The 21,287-nt window shown below is 42.5% G+C and carries 22 protein-coding genes; 8 read left to right on the top strand and 14 right to left on the bottom strand.

What is annotated here, in order from left to right:
• Positions 1-17 precede the first annotated feature (17 nt).
• The 8 genes from argB to BLQ87_RS23245 all read right to left on the bottom strand — a co-directional run bounded on the left by argB (position 18) and on the right by BLQ87_RS23245 (position 8,213).
• Positions 18-806: an acetylglutamate kinase gene (gene argB / locus BLQ87_RS23210; protein ID WP_074611318.1), complete on the bottom strand. Its 789-nt coding sequence runs from the start codon at positions 804-806 to the stop codon at positions 18-20.
• Positions 807-888: 82 nt separating this feature from the next.
• Positions 889-1,851: a Rossmann-fold NAD(P)-binding domain-containing protein gene (locus BLQ87_RS23215; protein ID WP_074611319.1), complete on the bottom strand. Its 963-nt coding sequence runs from the start codon at positions 1,849-1,851 to the stop codon at positions 889-891.
• On the bottom strand, positions 1,848-2,984 hold the full coding sequence (locus BLQ87_RS23220; protein ID WP_074611320.1) for an aspartate aminotransferase family protein: 1,137 nt from the start codon (positions 2,982-2,984) through the stop codon (positions 1,848-1,850). The genes BLQ87_RS23215 and BLQ87_RS23220 overlap by 4 nt, the downstream gene beginning before the upstream one ends.
• Before the next feature lie 71 nt (positions 2,985-3,055).
• On the bottom strand, positions 3,056-4,027 hold the full coding sequence (argC, locus tag BLQ87_RS23225) for an N-acetyl-gamma-glutamyl-phosphate reductase (protein ID WP_074611321.1): 972 nt from the start codon (positions 4,025-4,027) through the stop codon (positions 3,056-3,058).
• Positions 4,017-5,210, bottom strand: a complete 1,194-nt coding sequence (locus BLQ87_RS23230) for an argininosuccinate synthase (RefSeq protein WP_074611322.1) — start codon at positions 5,208-5,210, stop codon at positions 4,017-4,019. The genes argC and BLQ87_RS23230 overlap by 11 nt, the downstream gene beginning before the upstream one ends.
• Before the next feature lie 13 nt (positions 5,211-5,223).
• Positions 5,224-5,928, bottom strand: a complete 705-nt coding sequence (locus tag BLQ87_RS23235) for an N-acetyltransferase (protein ID WP_074611323.1) — start codon at positions 5,926-5,928, stop codon at positions 5,224-5,226.
• A gap of 375 nt (positions 5,929-6,303) precedes the next feature.
• Positions 6,304-6,870, bottom strand: a complete 567-nt coding sequence (locus tag BLQ87_RS23240) for a hypothetical protein (RefSeq protein ID WP_074611324.1) — start codon at positions 6,868-6,870, stop codon at positions 6,304-6,306.
• 140 nt (positions 6,871-7,010) lie between these two features.
• Positions 7,011-8,213, bottom strand: a complete 1,203-nt coding sequence (locus tag BLQ87_RS23245; protein ID WP_074611325.1) for an NAD(P)/FAD-dependent oxidoreductase — start codon at positions 8,211-8,213, stop codon at positions 7,011-7,013.
• Between the two features lie 131 nt (positions 8,214-8,344).
• On the opposite strand from BLQ87_RS23245, the gene BLQ87_RS23250 reads away from it, so the two are divergent.
• The 4 genes from BLQ87_RS23250 to BLQ87_RS23265 all read left to right on the top strand — a co-directional run bounded on the left by BLQ87_RS23250 (position 8,345) and on the right by BLQ87_RS23265 (position 12,266).
• Positions 8,345-9,490 (top strand): M28 family metallopeptidase, encoded by a 1,146-nt coding sequence (locus tag BLQ87_RS23250; RefSeq protein ID WP_074611326.1) that lies wholly within the window; start codon positions 8,345-8,347, stop codon positions 9,488-9,490.
• A gap of 88 nt (positions 9,491-9,578) precedes the next feature.
• Positions 9,579-11,117 (top strand): DUF4394 domain-containing protein, encoded by a 1,539-nt coding sequence (locus tag BLQ87_RS23255; RefSeq protein WP_074611327.1) that lies wholly within the window; start codon positions 9,579-9,581, stop codon positions 11,115-11,117.
• Between the two features lie 141 nt (positions 11,118-11,258).
• Complete coding sequence (locus BLQ87_RS23260) at positions 11,259-11,564, top strand: YbaB/EbfC family nucleoid-associated protein (protein WP_074611328.1); 306 nt, start codon at positions 11,259-11,261, stop codon at positions 11,562-11,564.
• A gap of 24 nt (positions 11,565-11,588) precedes the next feature.
• On the top strand, positions 11,589-12,266 hold the full coding sequence (locus BLQ87_RS23265; RefSeq protein ID WP_074611329.1) for a metal-dependent hydrolase: 678 nt from the start codon (positions 11,589-11,591) through the stop codon (positions 12,264-12,266).
• A gap of 218 nt (positions 12,267-12,484) precedes the next feature.
• Here the strand turns inward: BLQ87_RS23265 and polA are convergent, their stop codons facing one another.
• A complete protein-coding gene (gene polA / locus BLQ87_RS23270) occupies positions 12,485-15,295 on the bottom strand; it encodes a DNA polymerase I (protein ID WP_074611330.1) in 2,811 nt (936 codons plus the stop codon).
• A 197-nt stretch (positions 15,296-15,492) separates the two neighbouring features.
• On the opposite strand from polA, the gene BLQ87_RS23275 reads away from it, so the two are divergent.
• The gene (locus BLQ87_RS23275) at positions 15,493-16,185 is read left to right on the top strand and encodes a hypothetical protein (RefSeq protein ID WP_245723914.1); all 693 of its coding nucleotides are present in this window, start codon (positions 15,493-15,495) and stop codon (positions 16,183-16,185) included.
• Between the two features lie 13 nt (positions 16,186-16,198).
• Here the strand turns inward: BLQ87_RS23275 and BLQ87_RS23280 are convergent, their stop codons facing one another.
• From BLQ87_RS23280 to trmB, 4 genes are read right to left on the bottom strand one after another with little or no spacing between them, the layout of a single operon-like run.
• The gene (locus BLQ87_RS23280; protein WP_074611332.1) at positions 16,199-16,759 is read right to left on the bottom strand and encodes a DNA-3-methyladenine glycosylase I; all 561 of its coding nucleotides are present in this window, start codon (positions 16,757-16,759) and stop codon (positions 16,199-16,201) included.
• 4 nt (positions 16,760-16,763) lie between these two features.
• On the bottom strand, positions 16,764-17,105 hold the full coding sequence (locus BLQ87_RS23285) for a carboxymuconolactone decarboxylase family protein (protein WP_074611333.1): 342 nt from the start codon (positions 17,103-17,105) through the stop codon (positions 16,764-16,766).
• Positions 17,106-17,151: 46 nt separating this feature from the next.
• On the bottom strand, positions 17,152-17,478 hold the full coding sequence (locus BLQ87_RS23290) for an MGMT family protein (RefSeq protein ID WP_074611334.1): 327 nt from the start codon (positions 17,476-17,478) through the stop codon (positions 17,152-17,154).
• A 23-nt stretch (positions 17,479-17,501) separates the two neighbouring features.
• Complete coding sequence (gene trmB, locus BLQ87_RS23295; protein WP_074611335.1) at positions 17,502-18,152, bottom strand: tRNA (guanosine(46)-N7)-methyltransferase TrmB; 651 nt, start codon at positions 18,150-18,152, stop codon at positions 17,502-17,504.
• A 95-nt stretch (positions 18,153-18,247) separates the two neighbouring features.
• On the opposite strand from trmB, the gene BLQ87_RS23300 reads away from it, so the two are divergent.
• From BLQ87_RS23300 to BLQ87_RS23305, 3 genes are all read left to right on the top strand, one after another.
• The gene (locus tag BLQ87_RS23300; RefSeq protein ID WP_074611336.1) at positions 18,248-19,192 is read left to right on the top strand and encodes a GDP-L-fucose synthase family protein; all 945 of its coding nucleotides are present in this window, start codon (positions 18,248-18,250) and stop codon (positions 19,190-19,192) included.
• Positions 19,193-19,229: 37 nt separating this feature from the next.
• Complete coding sequence (locus BLQ87_RS33590; protein WP_143010532.1) at positions 19,230-19,436, top strand: hypothetical protein; 207 nt, start codon at positions 19,230-19,232, stop codon at positions 19,434-19,436.
• Positions 19,437-19,640: 204 nt separating this feature from the next.
• On the top strand, positions 19,641-20,573 hold the full coding sequence (locus tag BLQ87_RS23305) for a hydrogen peroxide-inducible genes activator (protein WP_074611337.1): 933 nt from the start codon (positions 19,641-19,643) through the stop codon (positions 20,571-20,573).
• 72 nt (positions 20,574-20,645) lie between these two features.
• Here BLQ87_RS23305 and BLQ87_RS23310 read toward each other — a convergent pair whose 3' ends face one another.
• Positions 20,646-21,251, bottom strand: coding sequence for a superoxide dismutase (locus BLQ87_RS23310; RefSeq protein WP_069378387.1), 606 nt, complete (start codon positions 21,249-21,251; stop codon positions 20,646-20,648).
• Between the last annotated feature and the right edge of the window lie 36 nt (positions 21,252-21,287).

Raw genomic sequence — 21,287 nt, forward strand, 5'->3', positions numbered from 1 at the left:
GTGGTATTCAAAGGTAATTAAATGATGAGTCTTGTTCCAAAACCCTGCTCATTAATTTGTGGCAGTTCATCTGCTTTACCAATATATACGGCAGAAACGCCGCTTTTTATCGCTTCAAAGGCATTGTGCAGTTTAGGGATCATGCCTCCGGAAACTACGCCTTCCTGCTTCAGTCCTTCAAATTCCGCCATCCGGATTTCAGGAACAAGAGAATTGTCATCTTCCACATCCCGCATCACTCCTCTTTTCTCAAAGCAATAGACCAGTACGGTCTCATATAATGAAGACATGGCCACTGCTACCGCTGAAGCAATGGTATCTGCATTGGTATTTAAAAGCTGACTGTCGCCATCGTGGGTAATCGCACACAAAACCGGTGTTAATCCCGCACGAAGCAGACTGTCCAACGTAACTGAAGAAACTGAAGCCTCATCCAGATCCCCTACAAAACCATAGTCAATCTCCTTTACAGGGCGTTTAACCGCTTTGATGATGTTCCCGTCGGCACCGGTTAAGCCAATCGCATTACAGCCTTTCGCCTGTAACTGAGCGACCATGTTTTTATTGATTAAACCGGCATAAACCATCGTGACGATTCTCAGCGTTTCAATATCAGTAATCCGGCGTCCATCCACCATTTTAGCTTCAACACCAAGAGAGACGCCCAGTTCTGTCGCAATCTTTCCACCGCCATGAATTAAAATCTTATCTCCCGGAAGGGCTGTAAAATCCAGTAAAAACTGGTGTAGCTTCTCCGAATTGTCAATTACATTGCCGCCGATCTTAATTACACTTAGTCTCTTCATTCTCTAAATTTCTTCAAAAAGTTCCTCAGGAACTTCGGATATAACAAAAAAGGATGCTGGCTTTAATCCGGCATCCTGTAATTTATAAATTCTCAAGTACATCTTTCAGCACTGCCTGCGCAGCCCATAACCGGTTTCCCGCTTCCTGTATCACCAGTGAGTTTGGTCCGTCGAGGACTTCTGATGACAACTCCAGGTCGCGCCTAACTGGCAGACAATGCATTACTTTCGCATCATTGGTTGCCTTTAGCCGTTCATTAGTCAGCATCCAGCCTTCGGGATAAGTGAGTACTTTTCCATACTCCTTATAGCTGGACCAGTTTTTCACATAGATATAATCCGCATCTTTCAATGCTTCGTCGATATTATGACTGATGTTTGCTCCCGGGGTAAAATCCTCGTTCAGTTCATAACCCTTAGGTTGTACAATGGTAAAATCAAGCATTCCTTCTGCCTGTGCCCTGCACATCCATTCGGAAAAGGAATTGGGTACTGCTTGCGGTAATGCTTTAATATGCGGTGCCCAGGCCAATACAACCTTAGGTTTTGCAGCTCCTTTCCAGGTTTCCTTAATCGTTACCAAGTCTGCCAGACTTTGCAAAGGGTGGCGTGTGGCACTTTCCAGACTTACAACAGGAACACCACAATACTGGATAAACTTATTAAAGAAATCTTCGTTATAATCCTCATCCCTGCTGAGCAGCTTGGGAAAAGAACGTAAGCCCAATACATCACAATATTGTCCCATCACAGCTGCAGCCTCTCGGATATGCTCCACAGTAGTGCCGTTCATGACCACACCGTCCTGAGTTTCCAATGCCCAGCCTTCTTTGTCCATGTTCATCACCATCACATTCATTCCCAAATTCAATGCTGCTTTTTGGGTGCTCAGGCGGGTGCGCAAACTTGGATTAAGAAAAACCAAACCCAGGGTTTTGTTCTTGCCCAGGTCCTGATGTGCATAAGGGCTTTCTTTTAAGGCCAATGCGGCGGCTACCAATTGGCTGATGTCTTCAACATCATTTACTGAAGTGAACTGTTTCATCTTTGATTTAGCGCAATTTTAAACTGATTTAAAAATTGATCTGCCTGATCTTTGGTTAAATTTAAAGCAGGCAAAAGTCTGATTACATTCGGCTTGGCCTCTCCTGTAAAGATATGGTGCTTAAACAGCAGGTCTTTTTTTACGTTCGACAAGCTTTCCGGAAGTTCAATTCCGATCATTAAGCCTCGTCCCCTCACTTCTGTTACCCCCTCAATTTTCTTCAACTCAGTGATCAGGTAAGTACCAATTTCTGCTGCATTTTTCATCAGCTGATCCTGGTCCATAATTTCCAATACCGCCAATGCTGCTGCACAAGCCAGGTGATTTCCACCAAAGGTGGTACCCAGCATGCCATGCCATGGTTTAAATTTAGGAGAGATCGAGATTCCTGCTACCGGAAAACCATTTCCCATTCCTTTTGCCATCGTATAAACATCTGCATCAACACCGGCTTCATCGTGAGAATAGAACTTACCAGTTCTTCCATAACCACACTGCACACTGTCGGCAATGTAAAGCGCATTGTACTGATCACAAAGCGAGCGGATTTTCTGAAGGAAAGGAACAGATGCTTCTTTAATTCCACCCACACCCTGAATTCCTTCAATAATTACTGCCGTAACTTCATTTCCGAAGGACGCAAAAGCCTGCTCCAATGCAGCCTCATCGTTATGAGGCAGAAACACGATGTTGTCGGTTTCATTAACCGGGGCAATAATTTTAGGGTTATCTGTTGCAGAAACGGCGAGGGAAGTCCTGCCATGAAAAGCGCCTTTGAAAGCGATTACTTTTTTTCTTCCATTATAGAAAGAAGCCAGTTTTAATGCATTTTCATTGGCCTCAGCGCCTGAATTGCACAGGAACAACTGATAATCCGGTTTGCCAGATACTTTACCCAATTTTTCTGCCAGTTCTACCTGCAAAGGAATCTTCACAGAGTTAGAATAGAAACCTACTTTATTCAATTGATCGGTTACACGTTTCACATAGTGAGGATGGGTATGGCCGATAGAGATCACTGCATGACCACCATACAGGTCTAAATATTCTTGTCCTTCGGCATCCCAAACGGTGCTGCCGGCGGCTTTAACGATTTCTATATTGTTTAACGGATATACGTCGAATAAGTTCATTTTTTTAGAGATTGAATTGTTGATTAAAAGGTTAAAAACGGTTTCCGAACAATTTCGGGACAGCAAATGGATTAAAATCCTGCTGCTTTAAGCGCCAGGCCTTGCCGCTCTTCCAGTCCAAAAATCAAATTCATGTTTTGTACCGCTTGTCCGCTTGCCCCTTTTAACAAATTATCAATGATGCTCACTACAAAAAGTTTATTGCCATGCTTCTCCACATGTACCAATCCTTTATTCGTGTTCACCACCTGTTTCAAATCTATATTCTTTTTACTCACATGAGTAAAAGGATGTGCTGCATAATAATCCTCGTATAAGGTCTGTGCTTCTTCAGCAGTCAGGTCGCTTTCCACATACATGGCAGCAAGAATTCCTCTCGTAAAGTCTCCTCGTTGCGGAATAAAGTTCAGGACCTCATCAAAGTTCGCATCCAGTTGCAGTAAGGTCTCTCCAATCTCATTCAGGTGCTGATGCTCAAAAGCCTTATATACCGAAAGGTTGTTGTTGCGCCAGCTAAAATGAGAAGTTGCGGCCAGACTCTGACCTGCTCCCGTAGAACCAGTCGTTGCATTGATGTGTACTTCATTTTTTAGCAAACCTTTTGCGGCCAGGGGCAACAACCCCAATTGGATGCAGGTTGCAAAACAACCCGGGTTGGCAATAAAATTCGCCGTTTTAATACGTTCACGGTTCAACTCAGGCAGACCATATACCCAGTCTTCCCCAGCTGCTGCCTTTAACCTGAAATCCTGGCTCAGGTCAATGATTTTTATGCCTGCTGCAATGGGATTGGCTGCTAAGAACTTCTTCGCATCACCATGCCCTACGCACAAGAACAAGACCTCAATGTCATCAGACAGTTCTCCGGTAAAACGCAGATCTGTATCTCCCAGAAGGTCCGTGTGAACATCAGAGATCAGGTTGCCCGTATTGCTGTTGCTATGTACAAAAGCAATATCTACCGAAGGATGGTTGATCAGCAATCGAAGCATTTCTCCACCGGTATATCCGGCACCGCCAATGATTCCTGCTTTAATCTTCATTGCCGTTCACTTTGTGCCAGATCATTACCTGGTTGCCAAAAATCTTAGAGAAGCCTTTCACATCTTCACCACTCCATGCATTGTTCATCTCGCCGTAACTGCCAAATTTATTGCTCATCAGGTCGTGTGCAGACTCGATACCAATGATCTGGAAACGGTAAGGCAACAATTCTACAAATACCTTTCCGCTAACGGTTTTCTGGGTATCCGCTAAAAATGACTCAATGTTGCGCATGATTGGATCATGAAACTGACCTTCATGCAGCCAGTTGCCATAAAAAGAAGCCAGTTGCTCTTTCCAGGAAAGCTGCCATTTGGTTAAAGTATGTTTTTCTAAAGTATGGTGTGCTTTGATGATCACCATCGGTGCCGCAGCTTCAAAGCCTACACGTCCTTTAATTCCGATAATGGTATCTCCAACATGGATGTCTCTTCCGATGCCATAAGGCTGTGCAATCGCCTGCAATTTCTGAATGGCCGCTACCGGAGCCAACGTCTCTCCGTCGATACCTGTCAGTTCACCTTTTTCAAAAGTCAGTTCCAGTTTGCGTGGCTCAGTTACAGACACCTGTGTTGGCCATGCTTCTTCCGGCAAGGTTTCATTAGAAGTTAAAGTTTCTTTTCCTCCTACTGAAGTACCCCATAAACCTTTATTAATCGAATATCTTGCTTTTTCAGCACTATATTCTACACCATGTGCAGCTAAATATTCTATTTCCGCTTCGCGGGATAATTTCAAATCTCTGATTGGCGTGATAATCTCTACATTAGGGATGATGATGTTAAAAATCATATCAAAACGTACCTGATCGTTTCCCGCACCGGTACTTCCATGTGCCACATAATCCGCACCAATATTCTTCACATAATTGGCAATCGCCGTAGCCTGGCTTACACGTTCTGCACTCACAGAAAGTGGGTAAGTTGCATTTTTCAATACATTACCAAACACCAGATATTTAATACAGCCATCATAATAATTGGCAGTTTCATCCACTACCGCATGAGAAGCTACTCCTAAGGCATAAGCACGTTTCTCGATCTCCTGAAGCTCTTCCTCAGAAAAACCACCGGTATTAACGATCACAGAATGTACTTCCAGTCCACGGTCCTGGGCCAAATAAATACAACAAAACGAAGTATCTAAACCTCCGCTAAAAGCTAAAACAACTTTTTTCTTCATCTTAAAATAACAGCTATTTAAATAAAAATGTAAACAATAATAACAGGGTTTTTAATCCCCCCTTACCCGAAGGCTTAGGCTTTAACACCAATCTTTGTTTGATGCGCATAAAACGCTCATACAACTTTGGTTTCTTCTCCAGTTCTTCTGCAAATTTCTTGGCGACATCGTGCTTCTGTGTTGCAGGATCATACAGCATTGCTGTACACATGCAATTTTTCCGCTCTTTCATCGTCAGGATTTCAAAGTTCACACAACTCTGACAGCCTTTCCAAAAATCTTCATCCTGGGTAAGTTCTGAATACGTAACCGGCTCATAGCCAAGATCAGAATTGATCTTCATCACCGCCAGACCAGTGGTCAGACCAAAGATTTTAGCCTTTGGGTATTTCTGTCTGGAAAGTTCGAAGATTTTTTCTTTGATGGCATGTGCCAGTCCCGCCTTTCGGAACTTCGGACTAACGATGAGGCCTGAGTTGGCCACAAACTGTCCATGACTCCAGGTTTCGATATAACAGAAACCTGCCCAGGTTCCATCCTTATGGAAAGCAATAACTGACTTTCCATCGGAAATTTTACCTGCAACATACTCCGGAGAGCGTTTAGCGATACCTGTACCACGTGCTTTCGCCGATTCGGCCATTTCTTCGCAGATTTCTTCTGCAAAGACACGATGTTCAGGAAGTGCAACCTGCACTATAAAATCGTTTATATTCATTAATAGGTTAACGAAAAAATAAATGTTCTGATTAATTGTTTTTTAAGAGGCAATCCTCTAAGGAAATGTGCTGAGTTGCTGCTCAGTGATTACTCAAATCCGTGGCGTGTAATTTTGCCGATTAGTGGTTACAAAAAATACGGGTCGCAAGCGTTCAATAAACAGACTTTCGGAAGCAATATTCTTTGCTTCTAAAATAGAAAGTTTATGTGTGATTTGCTTGATCATTTTCTGTAGCTAATAATTCTTTAAAATAGTTGAGCCGCAAAGGTTTAAATAAATATTGAGTTGTGCAATATGTTTTTTGTTTTTTTACATTATTTGGTGAAAAATTGTTCAAAAAAAAACCTGCTGTTTACACAGCAGGTTTTCCGGTTATTTCTTTTCCTCGACCTTGAGGTCGACTGCAACCCTGGTCTGGTCCATAAAGAGACTCAGTTTCTTCGGTTTAGCATTCGCGGGAACCTTAAAGGTCCACTCTGCCTCAGAGGTCGTTTCTGGTGCAGGATTCGAAGATCCGTTGCCATTTGTCGCCGCAACAGCAGTATTATTATCCAACTGTAACCTTGCGTCAGAGTAATTAATAGAGAAAAATGCCTCTTTACCTACTGTACTTTTATTCGTTACCGTCAGCTTTATGGTCACTTCCATTCCGTCGGCTTTTCCATCGGCATCCTGTAGTGCAACCGCTTTACTTTCCAGAATTTTAACCAGCGCTTCACTCTTTTTGCCTAAAAGCGCAGAATCCGGAACTGCAGTAATGATATAACTTAAAGGCTCATTTCCTACAGGAGCAGGTGTAGTCGCTGCAGGAGGTGCTGTGGTTTGAGTCACTGCAGTGCTATCGGTAGCTTCTCCTGTTTTTTTGTCTTTGTTCTTGCAAGAGGCAAAACTAAGCATGCCTAATGCTACAATTGATAATCTTAAAAATTGCTTGTTCATGGTTTGGATATTTTAATTCAAAAATAGGTTTCACCTTAAAAAATAACGGCACAAGATATTAAGTCTTCATTAATTTTTCACCTGAGAAAACACGTAAAAAAACCCAAAACATAATACTTTACACACTAAATTACAGCACATTACCGACCAAACCTGAAATAATGCGACAATAATCCGGGGCTACCCTTGATCATTTCCGGAATGATGTCCATTCCAATCACCGAAAAAGTAATTCCATTACCTCCAAATCCCAATACGAAGTAAGAATTTGGAAATTTCGGATGTGCCCCGATATAAGGAAGTCCGTCTTTTGTTTCGCCAAAAGTCCCACACCAGCAGAAATCCTCGATAAAACTGAGTTCAGGCAAAACCTTTTTAACGGTTTTTACCAGCTTATCCTTTTTACGCCCCAGCAACGCGTCCCTCCGCAAAGCATTTCTAAAGTTTTCATCTTCTCCTCCTACCAGCAATCTGCCATCGGCAGTCGTTCTCATGTAGAGATATGGGGCATCCGTATTCCAGAACAGCGTGCTTGAAATTGATGGAGATAAAGCGTTATTCTTCTCACTCACCATTGCATAAGTACTCTTCAGGGCGACAATCTTCTCCGGAAGCATCGCCTGAGTTTCATATCCTGTACAGTAGACTATTTTTCCGGCAGTGATCACTGCTCCTGTTGCCGTCTCCGCCAGGACTTTATCTTTCTCATACTTCACTTTTTTCAATTCCGTCTTATCAAAAACACGAAGCCCTTTTTTGGCATTATAATGAAGCAGGTCATGGGCCAGACAAAAAGCATCTACACTGCCCCCATCTGTAGACAAGATGCCTCCCTCAGTCAATAGCCCATATTTTGCTTTAATTTCTTTTTTTTCCAGCCACTGCACTTCAAATCCGGCGAGTTTCCGGGCCTCAAACTCATTTTTAAGCCATTTAACATCTTTCGATCTGCTGGCAAAATAAAGGGAATCCTTCTGCTCAAAACCGCAGGGAGAATCAATCTCCTTAACCAGTTGCTGCAACCGCTCAATCGAATCCCTACAGGCCTTATAGCTGGCAATAGCACCTTGTGTTCCGATCATCTCCATCAATTCATGCAAAGGCACATCGATCTCATACTGCAGCATCGAAGTCGTAGCAGAACTGCTTCCATGCGCGACTTCCCGTTTGTCAATCAGCACTGTATCGTAACCTTTCTCTATAAATGAATGGGCCATCAACGCCCCTGTTATTCCACTACCCACAATAAGGATATCACAGGTCAGATGGTCTCTAAGTGAAGGGTAAGTATGCAGCAATCCATTTTTAACCAGCCAGAACGGCTCATTTGAGCGAATATCCATAAAAGGGGTTTAAGTGTACAAGTACCTCCAATAACAACATTTTTACCCATCTGTTTTAATCATGAACAGATTTCAATTCTATATATTTACCATTTAACGAATCCTCCGGTGAGGAAAACATTTCCATTCCTATGAGAAAGTACTTCTTTATCTGTTTCATGGTCCTCAGCACACCCGTTTTATCACAGGACCTCCAAACGGCAAGGGCATTGCTGGATACGCTGACCTCAAAAGCAATGTGGGGCCGGGGATATACCAAAAATGGGATGAGCAAGGCCGCAGATTTTATCAGTACCTCATTTAAAGCTTACGGATTAACTCCGATGGATGGGGAAACGTTTAAACAACCCTTCTCCTATCCTGCCAATACCTTTCCCGGTAAGATGAACCTGCGCATCAATGGAAAGACTTTAGTTCCCGGAAAAGATTTCATCGTGATGCCAGAAAGCAAGGGACAGGAAGGGCAAGGTAAATTATTTCAAAAAGACAGCGTCACTTTTATCAACCCGGAAAAACGGATCATCCTCGTTCTGAAAGATAAGCTGACCTGGTCCGTGGCACCGGAGCAAGCGGATTACACCGGCATAGAAGTCCTCAAAACTGCGATATCAGACCAGCCCGAAACCATAGAACTAAGTATAGAAAATCAATTTAACCCCGAATTTCAGGCAGCTAATATCTGTGGAATGGTGAAAGGAACCTCAAAACCAGATTCTATCCTAGTACTCAGTGCCCATTACGACCACCTCGGTGGGATGGGCTCCGATGTTTACTTCCCCGGAGCCAACGACAATGCCAGCGGCATCTCCTTTTTAATGACTCTGGCTCAGCATTATGCCCGCCATCCTCAACCTTACAGCATTGCCTTTATTTGCTTTGCCGGAGAGGAGAACGGCCTTGCAGGATCAAAATACTTCGTCGAACATCCTCTCCTGGATCTCGGAAAGATCAAATTCCTGACCAATGTGGATATGGTAGGCACCGGAGAAACAGGCATAACCGTTGTTAACGCGAGCATCCACAGCAAAGAATTCGCATTACTCCAGCAACTCAACGATAAAAATAAATACCTTGTTAAAATAAATCCAAGAGGCAAAGCAGCCAACAGCGATCATTATTTTTTCACAGAAAAGGGAGTTCCGGCATTCTTTATTTATACCCAGGGGGGCATCAGTGCCTATCATGATGTGAATGATCTTGCTAAAACGCTGCCCTTCACCGAATATAAAGACCTTTTCAGCTTGTTTCTCGACTTTTATAAAGAGCTCATGAAATAAGGGAGAGGTTCAATACGAAAGTGCCGAGAAAAACCAGATAGAAAAAGATTTCGTAAGTCAAGGTAATTCCTAACTAAAACGCCTACCTATGAAAAATCTTGACTTACGGGGATACCGCTTGCCGAAACTTCTTTTGGTCCTCCTCCTCCTCAGCAGCACCATCGGCTCCTGCAAAAAAGACAGAAATAATAACCCAGACCCGGAAGACCCTTTATCTGGCCCCGATCAGGAGTTCTATGCTTTATCTAATAACAATCTTCTAAAATTTAACGCGAAGGATGTCAGTAAATCCATTTCTGCCGTCTCGATCTCCGGATTACCGGGAACTGAAAAAATACTAAGTATTGATTTTCGTCCTGCGACAGGAGAATTATATGGAGTCAGCAATGCCAGCAAACTATATGTTATCCGACTAAACGGTGCTGCAAGAGCAATTGGAACTGGATTCAATCCGGCACTTACCGGTACGATAGCCAGCATAGACTTTAACCCAACCGTAGACCGGATCAGGTTAATAACCAATACCGGACAAAATTTAAGAATACATCCCGAAACAGGTGCCGTAGCAGCAACTGATGGAAACATCAATGGAGTAAGTAATGCAATAATCTCTGGTGCCGCTTATACCAATAGTAAAGCTGGTGCATCATCAACAACCCTCTTCGATATTGACATCAGTACCAAAAAACTCTATAAACAAGACCCTCCAAACGATGGAAAACTAATCGCGGTTGGCAGCCTTGGTGTAGAAATCGGCAGCAGCAGTAGCTTCGACATCTCTCCGGATAACGGCAAAGCCCTTGCGGCAGGCACAATAAACGGCCTTTCCAGCATCTATACTATCAGTCTGGAAACAGGAAAAGCAACCCTGGCAGGAAAATTTCCAATGTCGACCCCAATCGAAGGAATTGCCATCCCTACAGATCCGGTAGCCTATGCCGTAGACAACGCCAACAACTTTTTAACCTTTAACCCAATGAGCCCCGCCACTGTAATCGCTAAACCAATTACTGGTCTCGCCGCATCAGAAAGCATAATAGGAATTGATTTCAGACCTGCAAACGGGCAAATCTACGCACTGGGAAGCCTAAGCCGTTTATATACGATCAATACTGCAACAGGAGCCCTGACACCAGTCGGCGCAGGAACTTTAACCACAGCCCTTCTTGGCAGTAGCTTTGGATTTGATTTCAACCCTACAGTAGACCGCATCCGTATCGTCAGCAATACCGGCCAGAACCTAAGACTGCATCCTGAAACAGGTGCTGTAGTATCTGTAGATGGAATTCTGAAACCAGGAAGCCCTGCGATAAGTGCAGCTGCCTACACGAATAATTTTATGGGCGCTACAGAAACAATTCTATTTGACATAGACCATGCAACAGATAAGCTTTACAAACAAACACCTCCAAATGATGGCACTTTAGTGGAAGTCGGAAGCCTCGGTATAAATGCCGAAAGCACAAATGGGTTCGACATTGGAAGTGCTTCAGGAACAGCCTACGCAATCCTTACAGTTGGCGGTGTCAATAAAATATATGCCATCAACCTAACCTCCGGGGTCGCCACTGCTATCGGCGACTTCTCCAAAACAGTCACCGCGATGACCGTTGGATTAGGGCTATAATACATTTTCACCTGCTTATGACCAAAGCCATAACCTGCAAAGGATATGGCTTTTTAGGTATAAATCTTTTAACAAGATTATTTCTTTAAACCAATTTGCCTTAATTTCGTTTATTCATATAACAAGTAACAAAGACAAATTATGTTCGATAAACTAATGGCCGCACAACAAAAGGCCGATGAAATAAAAAAAAGATTAGATACAGTATCGGTATTTGCTGAGGTAGAAGGTGGTGCAATCCGTATTACGGCTACTGCAAACAAAGCGATCACCGCTATCGAGATTGACGAAGAATTCTACAAACAAGCAGACAAAGAAGAAATAGAAGAGCTCCTGCTTACTGCCATCAACAAAGCCCTTGCTCAGGCAGACATCGTTTCTGCAACAGAAATGCAGGCTGCAACAAAAGACATGTTAGGTGGTCTTGGCGGAATGTTCGGTCAATAGTTTTTAACCTTAATTTTCATCATCATGAAGTATACCTATTATGGACAATCCTGCTTCCTCTTAGAAGCAGAAGGTAAAAAGTTTCTTTTCGATCCTTTTATCACTCCAAATACACTTGCCAAACATATCGATATCAGCACCATAGAGGCTGATTATATTCTGGTGAGCCATGGTCATGGTGATCATGTTGCCGATCTGATAACGATCGCAAAACAAACCAATGCATTGGTAATTGCCATGCCAGAGGTTACTCATTGGGCAGAAACACAAGGTGTAAAAAATCTGCACCCTATGAATTATGGTCCTCATAAGTTCGATTTTGGAAAACTAAGAATGGTATGGGCAGCCCATTCCAGCTCTATGCCTGATGGAAGCTATGGCGGAAACCCTGCCGGCTTCGTTCTCGAAACTGCTGGAAAGTCTGTTTACTTTGCAGGAGATACTTCATTAACGATCGAAATGAAACTCCTTGCAGAACTTTACAACCTGGACTATGCCATTCTTCCTATCGGTGGAAATTATACCATGGACATAGACGATGCCTTGATTGCTACCAAATATTTTGACTGCAATAAAGTAATCGGGGTACATTACAATACCTTCCCTGTCATAGAAATCGACACCAAAGAAGCTGTTGCCAAGTTCGAAAGAGAAAACAAAACCTTATTACTCCCTGCAATCGGAGAAACAATCGAATTATAAATAAAGAGCCTTAAAATAACTTGAAATAAAGCAAGTAACCCTGCCCTTTAGAAAACTTGCAAGGAGGAGCAGGATTTAAAAAAAAAGCATACATGCTAAGAGATTCCTAGGAAATTTTGCCCTCCTTCAGGGCAAAAGATTCCAGAATCGAGTAGTATGTATGCTTTTTTAAGTAAAAAGTAAAATAAGGAAGGAGGAAGGAAAAAAGATCCCGAAGCCTAGTGTGCTTCCAACCAATTAACGCCTTCACCAATCTCCACTTCTATAGGTACCGTCGTCTTGATCGCTGTTTTCATCCGATGTGAAATGATCTTTTTCATCGCCTCAACCTCCGTCTTTAACACATCGAACACAAGCTCATCATGCACCTGCATTGTCATTTTCGATTGCAGCCCCTGATCCTGAATATCCTTATGAATATTAATCATCGCCACCTTAATCATATCCGCAGCTGAACCTTGTATCGGCGCATTAATTGCATTTCGTTCTGCAAAACCACGTACCGTCTGATTCGCAGAATTAATATCCCTTAAATACCTTCTTCTTCCCAAAATTGTCTCTACAAAGCCGTTCTCACGGGCAAAGTTCATCGTATCAGACATATATCGTTTAATCCCCGGATATTGCGTAAAATACTGCTCTATAATCTCCGCAGCTTCTTTTCTTGGAATTCCCAGGTTCTGAGAAAGACCAAAAGCAGACTGACCATAAATGATCCCAAAGTTTACCGCTTTTGCATTCCTTCTTTGGTCAGACGTTACTTCTTCAATGGTAATTCCATAAACCCTGGCAGCGGTTGCAGTATGAATATCGATCCCTTTATTAAAAGCATCCAGCATATTCTCTTCCTTACTAATGTCAGCAATGATCCGAAGCTCTATCTGAGAATAATCCGCAGAAAGCAACACATGGTTTTCATCTCTTGGAATAAAGGCCTTACGCACCTCTCTCCCGCGATCGCTACGAATAGGAATGTTTTGCAGGTTCGGGTTATTAGAGCTCAACCGGCCAGTCGCTGCGACCGCCTGATTATAGCTGGTATGTACCCTTCCCGTCTTAGGGTTCACCAGTAAAGGAAGTGCATCCACATAGGTCGATTTCAGTTTCTGTAGCTGGCGGAAATCCAGGATATCCTGTACAATGTCACTTTTATGCGCCAATGCCAGCAAGACATCCTCTCCGGTCTGGTACTGCCCGGTCTTGGTTTTCTTTGCCTTGGGATCCAGTTGAAGTTTATCAAACAGCACTTCTCCCAATTGCTTTGGCGAAGCCAGGTTAAAAGTGACCCCACATTTATCATAAACGTTTTGTTCAAACTTTCTGATGTCTGTTTCCAGCTCTTTAGAATAGTTGATTAACGTCTCTACATCAATTTTAACACCTTCTTTTTCAATATCTGCGAGAACATAAACCAACGGATTTTCTACATCCCTTGCCAGTTCTTCGGCATTCAGCTCTTTTAGCATTGGCCTGAAAACATTTGCCAGCTGTAAGGTTACATCCGCATCTTCTGCGGCATAATCTACCACATGTTCTACCGGAACATCCCTCATATTTCCCTGGTTCTTTCCTTTTGGCCCGATCAGTTTGGTAATGGAAACCGGAGTATATCCCAAATAGTTTTCAGACAACACATCCATATTGTGTCTGGTATCAGGATCGATCAGGTAGTGCGCAAGCATGGTATCAAATAATTTCCCTTTCACAGAGATGCCATACCATTTCAGGATCAGGATGTCGTATTTGATATTCTGACCGATCTTGGCAATATTTTCATTCTCCAACACCGCCCTGAACTCTTCCAGAATTGGTTGTACTTCAGCGATGTCGGCCGACAAAGGAATATAATATCCTTCTCCAGGTTTTGTACTAAAAGACAATCCCACCAATTCGGCAAGGTTGGCATCAGTACCTGTCGTTTCTGTATCTACACAAATGCTCTCCTGCTGCGCTAAATGTGCAATGAGCGATTTACGAAGCTCAGCAGTATCCACCAGACGATAGTCATGTGTTGTGTTTTCCAATGTTTTGGAGGGTACAGACTCTTCAAAAGATGGAGGAGCCACAAACGTAGCTGTCTTTCCCACTGGCTCCGCTACGGCATTACCAAAAAGATCGATTTGCTGAGATCCTGTCCCTTTAGTTTCATTTACACTGAATCCTTCTCCAAAAACACGTTTACCAATCGTTCTGAATTCCAGTTCCGCAAATAATGGTTCCAGTAATTCCCTGCTTGGTTCTTCCAGGATCAGGGTATCCGGATTAAATTCTACCGGAACATCCAAAATGATTGTCGCCAGTTTTTTGGAGATCATTCCCTGTTCGGCAAAGTTTTCTACATTTTCTTTTTGTTTCCCTTTTAGTTCATGAGAATTGGCAATGATATTTTCCATCGAGCCATATTGCTTGATCAGTGACTTCGCCGTTTTTTCTCCGATTCCTGGAATTCCAGGAATATTGTCGACTGCATCTCCCCATAAACCAAGGATGTCAATCACCTGAAGTACATTTTCAATCTCCCATTTCGCAAGCACTTCTGCAACGCCCAGGATTTCCATTTCATTGCCCATCCTGGCAGGCTTATAAATAAAGATATTTTCCGATACCAACTGTGCAAAATCCTTATCAGGCGTCATACAATATACTTGAAAGCCTTGTTTTTCGCCCTCTTTGGCCAATGTTCCAATGATGTCATCAGCTTCAAATCCATCTTTAGTGATGACCGGAATATTAAAGCCCTCGATCAGCCTGAAGACATAAGGTAAGGCTGCGGAAAGGTCTTCCGGCATTGCCTGTCTGTGGGCTTTATAAGCTTCAAAATCAGTATGTCTTTCTGTCGGTGCTTCTGTATCAAAAACCACCGCAATGTGACTTGGTTTTTCTTTTTTAAGCACTTCCATTAAAGTGTTTGCAAAACCCATCACAGCCGATGTGTTGATGCCTGTGGAAGTAAATCTAGGGTTTTTACTTAATGCAAAATGCGCCCTGTAGATGAGCGCCATGCCGTCAAGAAGAAAAAGTTTTTTCATCGGTATATATTGTTTTTTGTGTTCTATTTTAAATTACCTCAGGGTACTGACGCGTCTTTCCTCAGATTCCCGCGGCGAACCAAGGGACTTAATGAAGATTTGAGGCCGCAACCAATGGCTTCGGATAAAGGTACTAATACTTAAATAATTGTTTGTCATTATCCATAACAACAACAAATAATTTCCGTTATTTGAGCATGATGAGTGCCATAAAAACATTTAAGCTGGTCCTGCTGCTGCTGATCGCCGCAATTGGGGTAAAAGCACAGGACATTGTGGTGATTTCGCCGGGAAATTTCCTTAGGGGAACCATACAGGCAACAGACTATGCCAGCGTAATCCTGACTAAAGATGATGAATCTGTTGTACAATATAAGGCAACCGATATTCAGGAATTTGTGTGGAATGGGGAGACGTATGTCAGCAAGCCTATCGTCATCAAAAAGAAAATGGAGCACCGCTTCTTTAAAATACTGGAACAGGGAGCTGTTAACTTATATGCTATTGGCGGGAGTACCGGCGTAGACATTCCGGAACCTAAAAGACGCCGTATTACGCCAAGTATTGGTATCGGAGCCGGAAGCGGCGGGTTTGGAGGAGTTGGTGTTGGTGGCGGAATCAGCATTGGCGGAGGTCGCAACCGTCAGGAAGCACCTGTCAGAAGGGTAATGCCTACTGCATTTTTCTTAGAGAAAGTCGGTACCGGACCCATGTCAGAACTCCCTGTAGAAGGCGGAAACTCAGAAGGAAAAAACCAGCATATCAAAGATATCCTGTTGCAAAAGCTAACGAATGATGAAGACCTTGCGGAAAGAATAAAGGCCACAGAAAGCTTCGATGGAAAACTAATCAGGGCCTTTGTTACCGCTTATAATGCCGTACATAAATAACACGGCTTTAAATTTATTTGCTGATACAACCTTCAATATGGTCATTCACCATGCCTGTGGCTTGCATATGCGCATAGCAGATGGTTGTTCCGAAAAACTTAAACCCTCGTTTTTTCATGTCTTTACTGATCGCATCTGAAATTTCCGTACGGGCAGGCACTTCTCCCAGAGAAGTCCGGGTATTTACGATTGGCTTCCTATCGGGAATAAAGCCCCAGATATAATCAGAAAAAGAGCCAAACTCCTTTTGTATCGCGATGAAAAGCCGGGCATTATTAATGGCAGCCTTCACTTTCAGGCGGTTTCTGATGATCCCCGTATCGTTCATTAAACGTTCTTCGTCAGCGGCTGTAAAAGCGGCTACTTTCTCTACGTCAAAATCAGCAAAAGCAGTTCTGTATCCCTCCCTTCTTCTGAGGATGGTAATCCAGCTGAGTCCGGCCTGGGCCCCCTCAAGAATCAGGAATTCAAATAAGATCTTGTCATCATAGACTGGCTTTCCCCATTCTTCATCATGGTATTTTATGTATTGCGGATCTGTGCCGCACCATCCGCATCTGATTACCTCTTCCATCACCTTAAAGACTAAGTTCGTCCCAATATTCTACTGCTCTTCTATAATGAGGAATCACAATCGAACCACCCACCAGGTTGGCGATCATAAAAACTTCATTGATCTCGGCATTGCTCACTCCTTCATGAAAACATTTTTCCAGGTGATACTTAATGCAATCGTCGCAACGCAAAACCATAGAGGCCACCAGTCCGAGCATTTCTTTGGTCTTCACATTCAGGGCACCCTCAGCATAAGTGGTGGTATCCAAAGCGAAGAAGCGCTTGATATTGGTATTCGAGGTCTCCATGATCCTATCGTTCATTTTGGTCCGATAGTCGTTAAATTCTTCTACTAATTTGCCCATATTAAAATTGTAAGTAAGTACTGTTTATGCAATTCGTCTGCTCCGCTTATAACTCCAGCAAAGGATCCCAGAGCAGCGTCCTAAAGTTCTGCACTTTATCATTTTTTACCGCAATTCCCTCGGCTTCCAGCAATTCCTGCATCAGCTCCGGTGTTTTGAAATGGAATTTCCCGGTGAGTAATCCGCTACTGTTTACTACCCTGTGGGCAGGAATAGGCGGATGTGCGGCTCCGGCATTGCTCATCGCATAGCCCACCATGCGGGCAGAGCCTCCGGCACCTAAACTTTTGGCAATGGCACCATAGGAAGAGACTCTTCCCTTAGGAATCAGCCTTACCAATTCAAAAACCTGGTCATAAAATGATTGTTCCATATGATGATCCTTTTGTAGGTTAATTATTCAAAAGAGAACTGAATATAATTGATGTTTTTGTCGTGTTTAAGGTAAATCCGCTCATAATGTGTTTTAATTTTTAAAACGTCATCATAGAATTCGGAAGTATACAGATGGTCCGTTTTTTTATGGCAGATTAAATTCAGTTCTGCTACTTTCTCTACTGTATAAGCGTATAAACCATCATTATCCGTTTTCAGGTTGACCTTTCCACCCGGCTTTAAAAAGGTTTTATACATATCCAGAAAGCGGTCGTAAGTCAGTCTTTTCTTTTCTCTGCTGTCCTGTGGCTGAGGATCCGGGAAAGTAATCCAGATTTCGTCGACTTCTTCTTTTCCAAAGTATTCTGCAATGTCTTCAATCTGAATTCTTAGAAAAGCCAGGTTGTTTATATTTTCATCTACTCCGGTTCTTGCTCCTCTCCAGATGCGGTTTCCTTTTAAATCGATCCCTATAAAGTTCTTTTCCGGAAAAAACTTAGCCATATTTACGGAGTATTCTCCTTTACCACAAGCCAGTTCCAATACGATTGGTGCCTCATTTTTAAAATGCTCAGAAGCCCATTTGCCTTGCAGAACCTTGCCTTCCTCCATCTGGTATACATTGGAAAAAGTATCTATCTCTGCAAATTTTCTTAATTTATCTTTACCCACTACTAAAATATTTTTATGCAAAAATACAATTAAATCAGTCTCTTAAAGATGATGCTAACTATTTCGTATTTTTGCAGGCATAATAGATTCTCTAAGTGGAAAAGAACGCAAAAATATATGTAGCCGGTCACCGAGGTATGGTAGGTTCGGCAATTTACCGGAAGCTGATTAAAGAAGGATACACCAATTTGCTAACCAGAGCATCTTCTGAGCTTGATTTACGCAATCAGCAGGCCGTAACGGATTTCTTTGAAGCCGAAAAGCCGGAATACGTGTTTTTAGCGGCGGCAAAGGTAGGAGGCATTGTCGCCAACAATACTTACCGGGCTGATTTTCTGTTTGAAAACCTTTCTATCCAAAACAATGTCATCCACCAGTCTTATAAAACCGGAGTCAAAAAACTGATGTTTTTAGGCTCCAGCTGTATTTATCCTAAGCTCGCTCCTCAGCCATTAAAAGAAGAATACCTGCTTACCGGATTGCTGGAAGAGACCAATGAGCCTTATGCCATTGCAAAAATTTCAGGAATTAAAATGTGTGATGCCTACAGGGCTCAATACAACTGCAATTTCATTTCGGTGATGCCGACCAATTTATACGGCTATAACGACAATTACCACCCGCAAAATTCACATGTTTTACCGGCACTGATCCGCAGGTTTCATGAAGCTAAAGAAAACGGATTGGCGGAGGTGAGCATCTGGGGTTCCGGATCTCCACTAAGGGAATTTCTTTTTGCAGATGACCTTGCAGAAGCCTGTTACTTCCTGATGCAAAACTTTAATGAAGGTGGCTTCCTGAATATCGGGACCGGGCATGACCTTAGCATAAAAGATCTGGCATTGTTGGTTAAAAAAATAGTTGGCTTTGAAGGCGCCCTGACTTTCGACAGCAGCAAGCCTGACGGCACACCAAGGAAGCTAATGGATGTTTCCAAGCTACATGATTTGGGCTGGAAGCACCAAATAGAACTGGAAGAAGGCATTCAGCTTGCCTATCAGGATTTCCTAAGTAAACAACAGGAAAATAGCCCTCTGTAGCGCAATGGTTATATAAAATAAAAAAAATCCCTTCAACATGTTTGAAGGGATTTTTTATTTTAAGTTGTTGTTCCTGGTTCAGGCCCACCACCGCCACCACCGGATCCGTCTCCATGTGCTGATAGATGCCATCTTCTCCAATAAACCCTCCGGGGCAATAATGTTTATACTGACCTTCAGGACAATCCCTTTCTGTTACTCCAGGATCTCCGCCCAATACCTTTTTCAGGTCCTTTCGGGATAACAATTGTTTTTCATTAAAATTTTCTTTTTTCATGGTTGCAATTTAGCTAGTTGATAATTAGTTGATTATCACACAATTGATCTTATTTTATAAACTAAAAAGATACAATCTTCTTTGGCACAGCATAATATTTTTGTGACATAAACCTTAAAACTATCATAGTTTAAATTGATACATTTGGAGAAGTAAATAAACTTTACCTATATGACCTTAGTTCAACTGGAATACATCGTCGCAGTAGATACCTACAGAAGCTTCGTTGGTGCCGCAGAAAAGTGTTTTGTAACCCAACCCACCTTAAGCATGCAGGTACAGAAACTGGAAGAAATGCTGAATGTAAAAATCTTTGACCGCAGCAAACAACCTGTAATTCCTACTGAGATTGGTGCCCAGGTTATTGAACAGGCCAGAATGGTCCTCCAGGAAAGTCAAAAAATAAAAGAGATCATCAGCAGTCAGCAACAGGATGTCGTAGGAGAACTAAAAGTAGGCATTATCCCTACCGTAGCTCCTTACCTCCTTCCAAGAGTCATCTCCGGAATGATGGAAAAATTTCCTGACCTCAAGTTACTGATCTGGGAATACACCACAGAAGACATTATCCATCACCTGAAAACAGGGGTTTTAGATTGCGGCATATTGGCCACCCCCCTTGCCGACAATAACATCACGGAGCTTCCCCTGTATTACGAGAATTTTGTGACCTATATCAGTAAAAACAGTAAGCTCTTTAAAAAGAAAACGATAGACGCCAACGACCTGGAAGATGAAAATATCTGGTTGTTAAATGAAGGACACTGTATGCGCTCACAGGTATTAAACATCTGCCGTTCCACAAAAGACAACCGTCTCCAGGGCCTTACTTATAACACAGGAAGTGTGGAAACGCTGATCCGGATGGTAGATGTAAACAATGGGGCTACACTTTTACCAGAATTGGCTTTGGCAGAACTGACCAACAAGCAACTGAGTAAAGTCCGTTATTTCAGATCCCCTGAGCCTGTTCGCGAAATCAGCCTGATCACCCATAAGAACTTTATTAAGAAAAGGATGCTCAATGCATTAAAAGAAGAGATCCTGGCCATTATTCCAAAGACGATGAAGCAGAAGAAGAGAAAAGATGTGGTAGGCCTTTAAACCATAGAAAAACCATTAAACAAATAAAGCCTGTGAGTTCATCACAGGCTTTATTTGTTTAATATTGCTTAGTTATGCTTTTTTGAAGCGTTCAGCAACAGCATCCCAGTTTACTACATTCCAGAAAGCTGAAATATAATCAGGGCGTCTGTTTTGATATTTTAAGTAGTAAGCATGTTCCCATACGTCCATACCCAATACCGGAGTACCTTTTACTTCAGCGATGTCCATTAATGGATTGTCTTGGTTTGGCGTAGAAGTAACCGCTAATTTATTATCAGCAGTAACGATTAACCAGGCCCATCCTGAACCAAAACGGGTTGCACCAGCTTCAGCAAATTTAGTTTTGAAGTCTGCAAAAGATCCAAAAGCAGCATTAATTGCTTCTGCTAATTCTCCTTTAGGCTCGCCACCTTTGTTTGGTGCAAGAACTTCCCAGAATAAAGAGTGATTATAGTGACCACCACCATTGTTTCTTACAGCTGCAGGAAACTTAGAGATGTTTTTAACAATTTCTTCGATGCTTTGGCTAGCTTCCGCTTTGCCTTCTAAAGCTTTATTTAAGTTGGTAACGTATGCCTGGTGATGTTTACCGTGGTGGATTTCCATGGTAAGTTTATCAATATGCGGTTCTAGTGCGTCTGTTGCGTAAGGTAACGCAGGTAATTCAAAAGCCATATTATTTTATTTTAAGGTTAAAACTTATTTCTAACA

The sequence above is a fragment of the Pedobacter steynii genome, assembly GCF_900103665.1.
Lineage (GTDB): Bacteria > Bacteroidota > Bacteroidia > Sphingobacteriales > Sphingobacteriaceae > Pedobacter > Pedobacter steynii.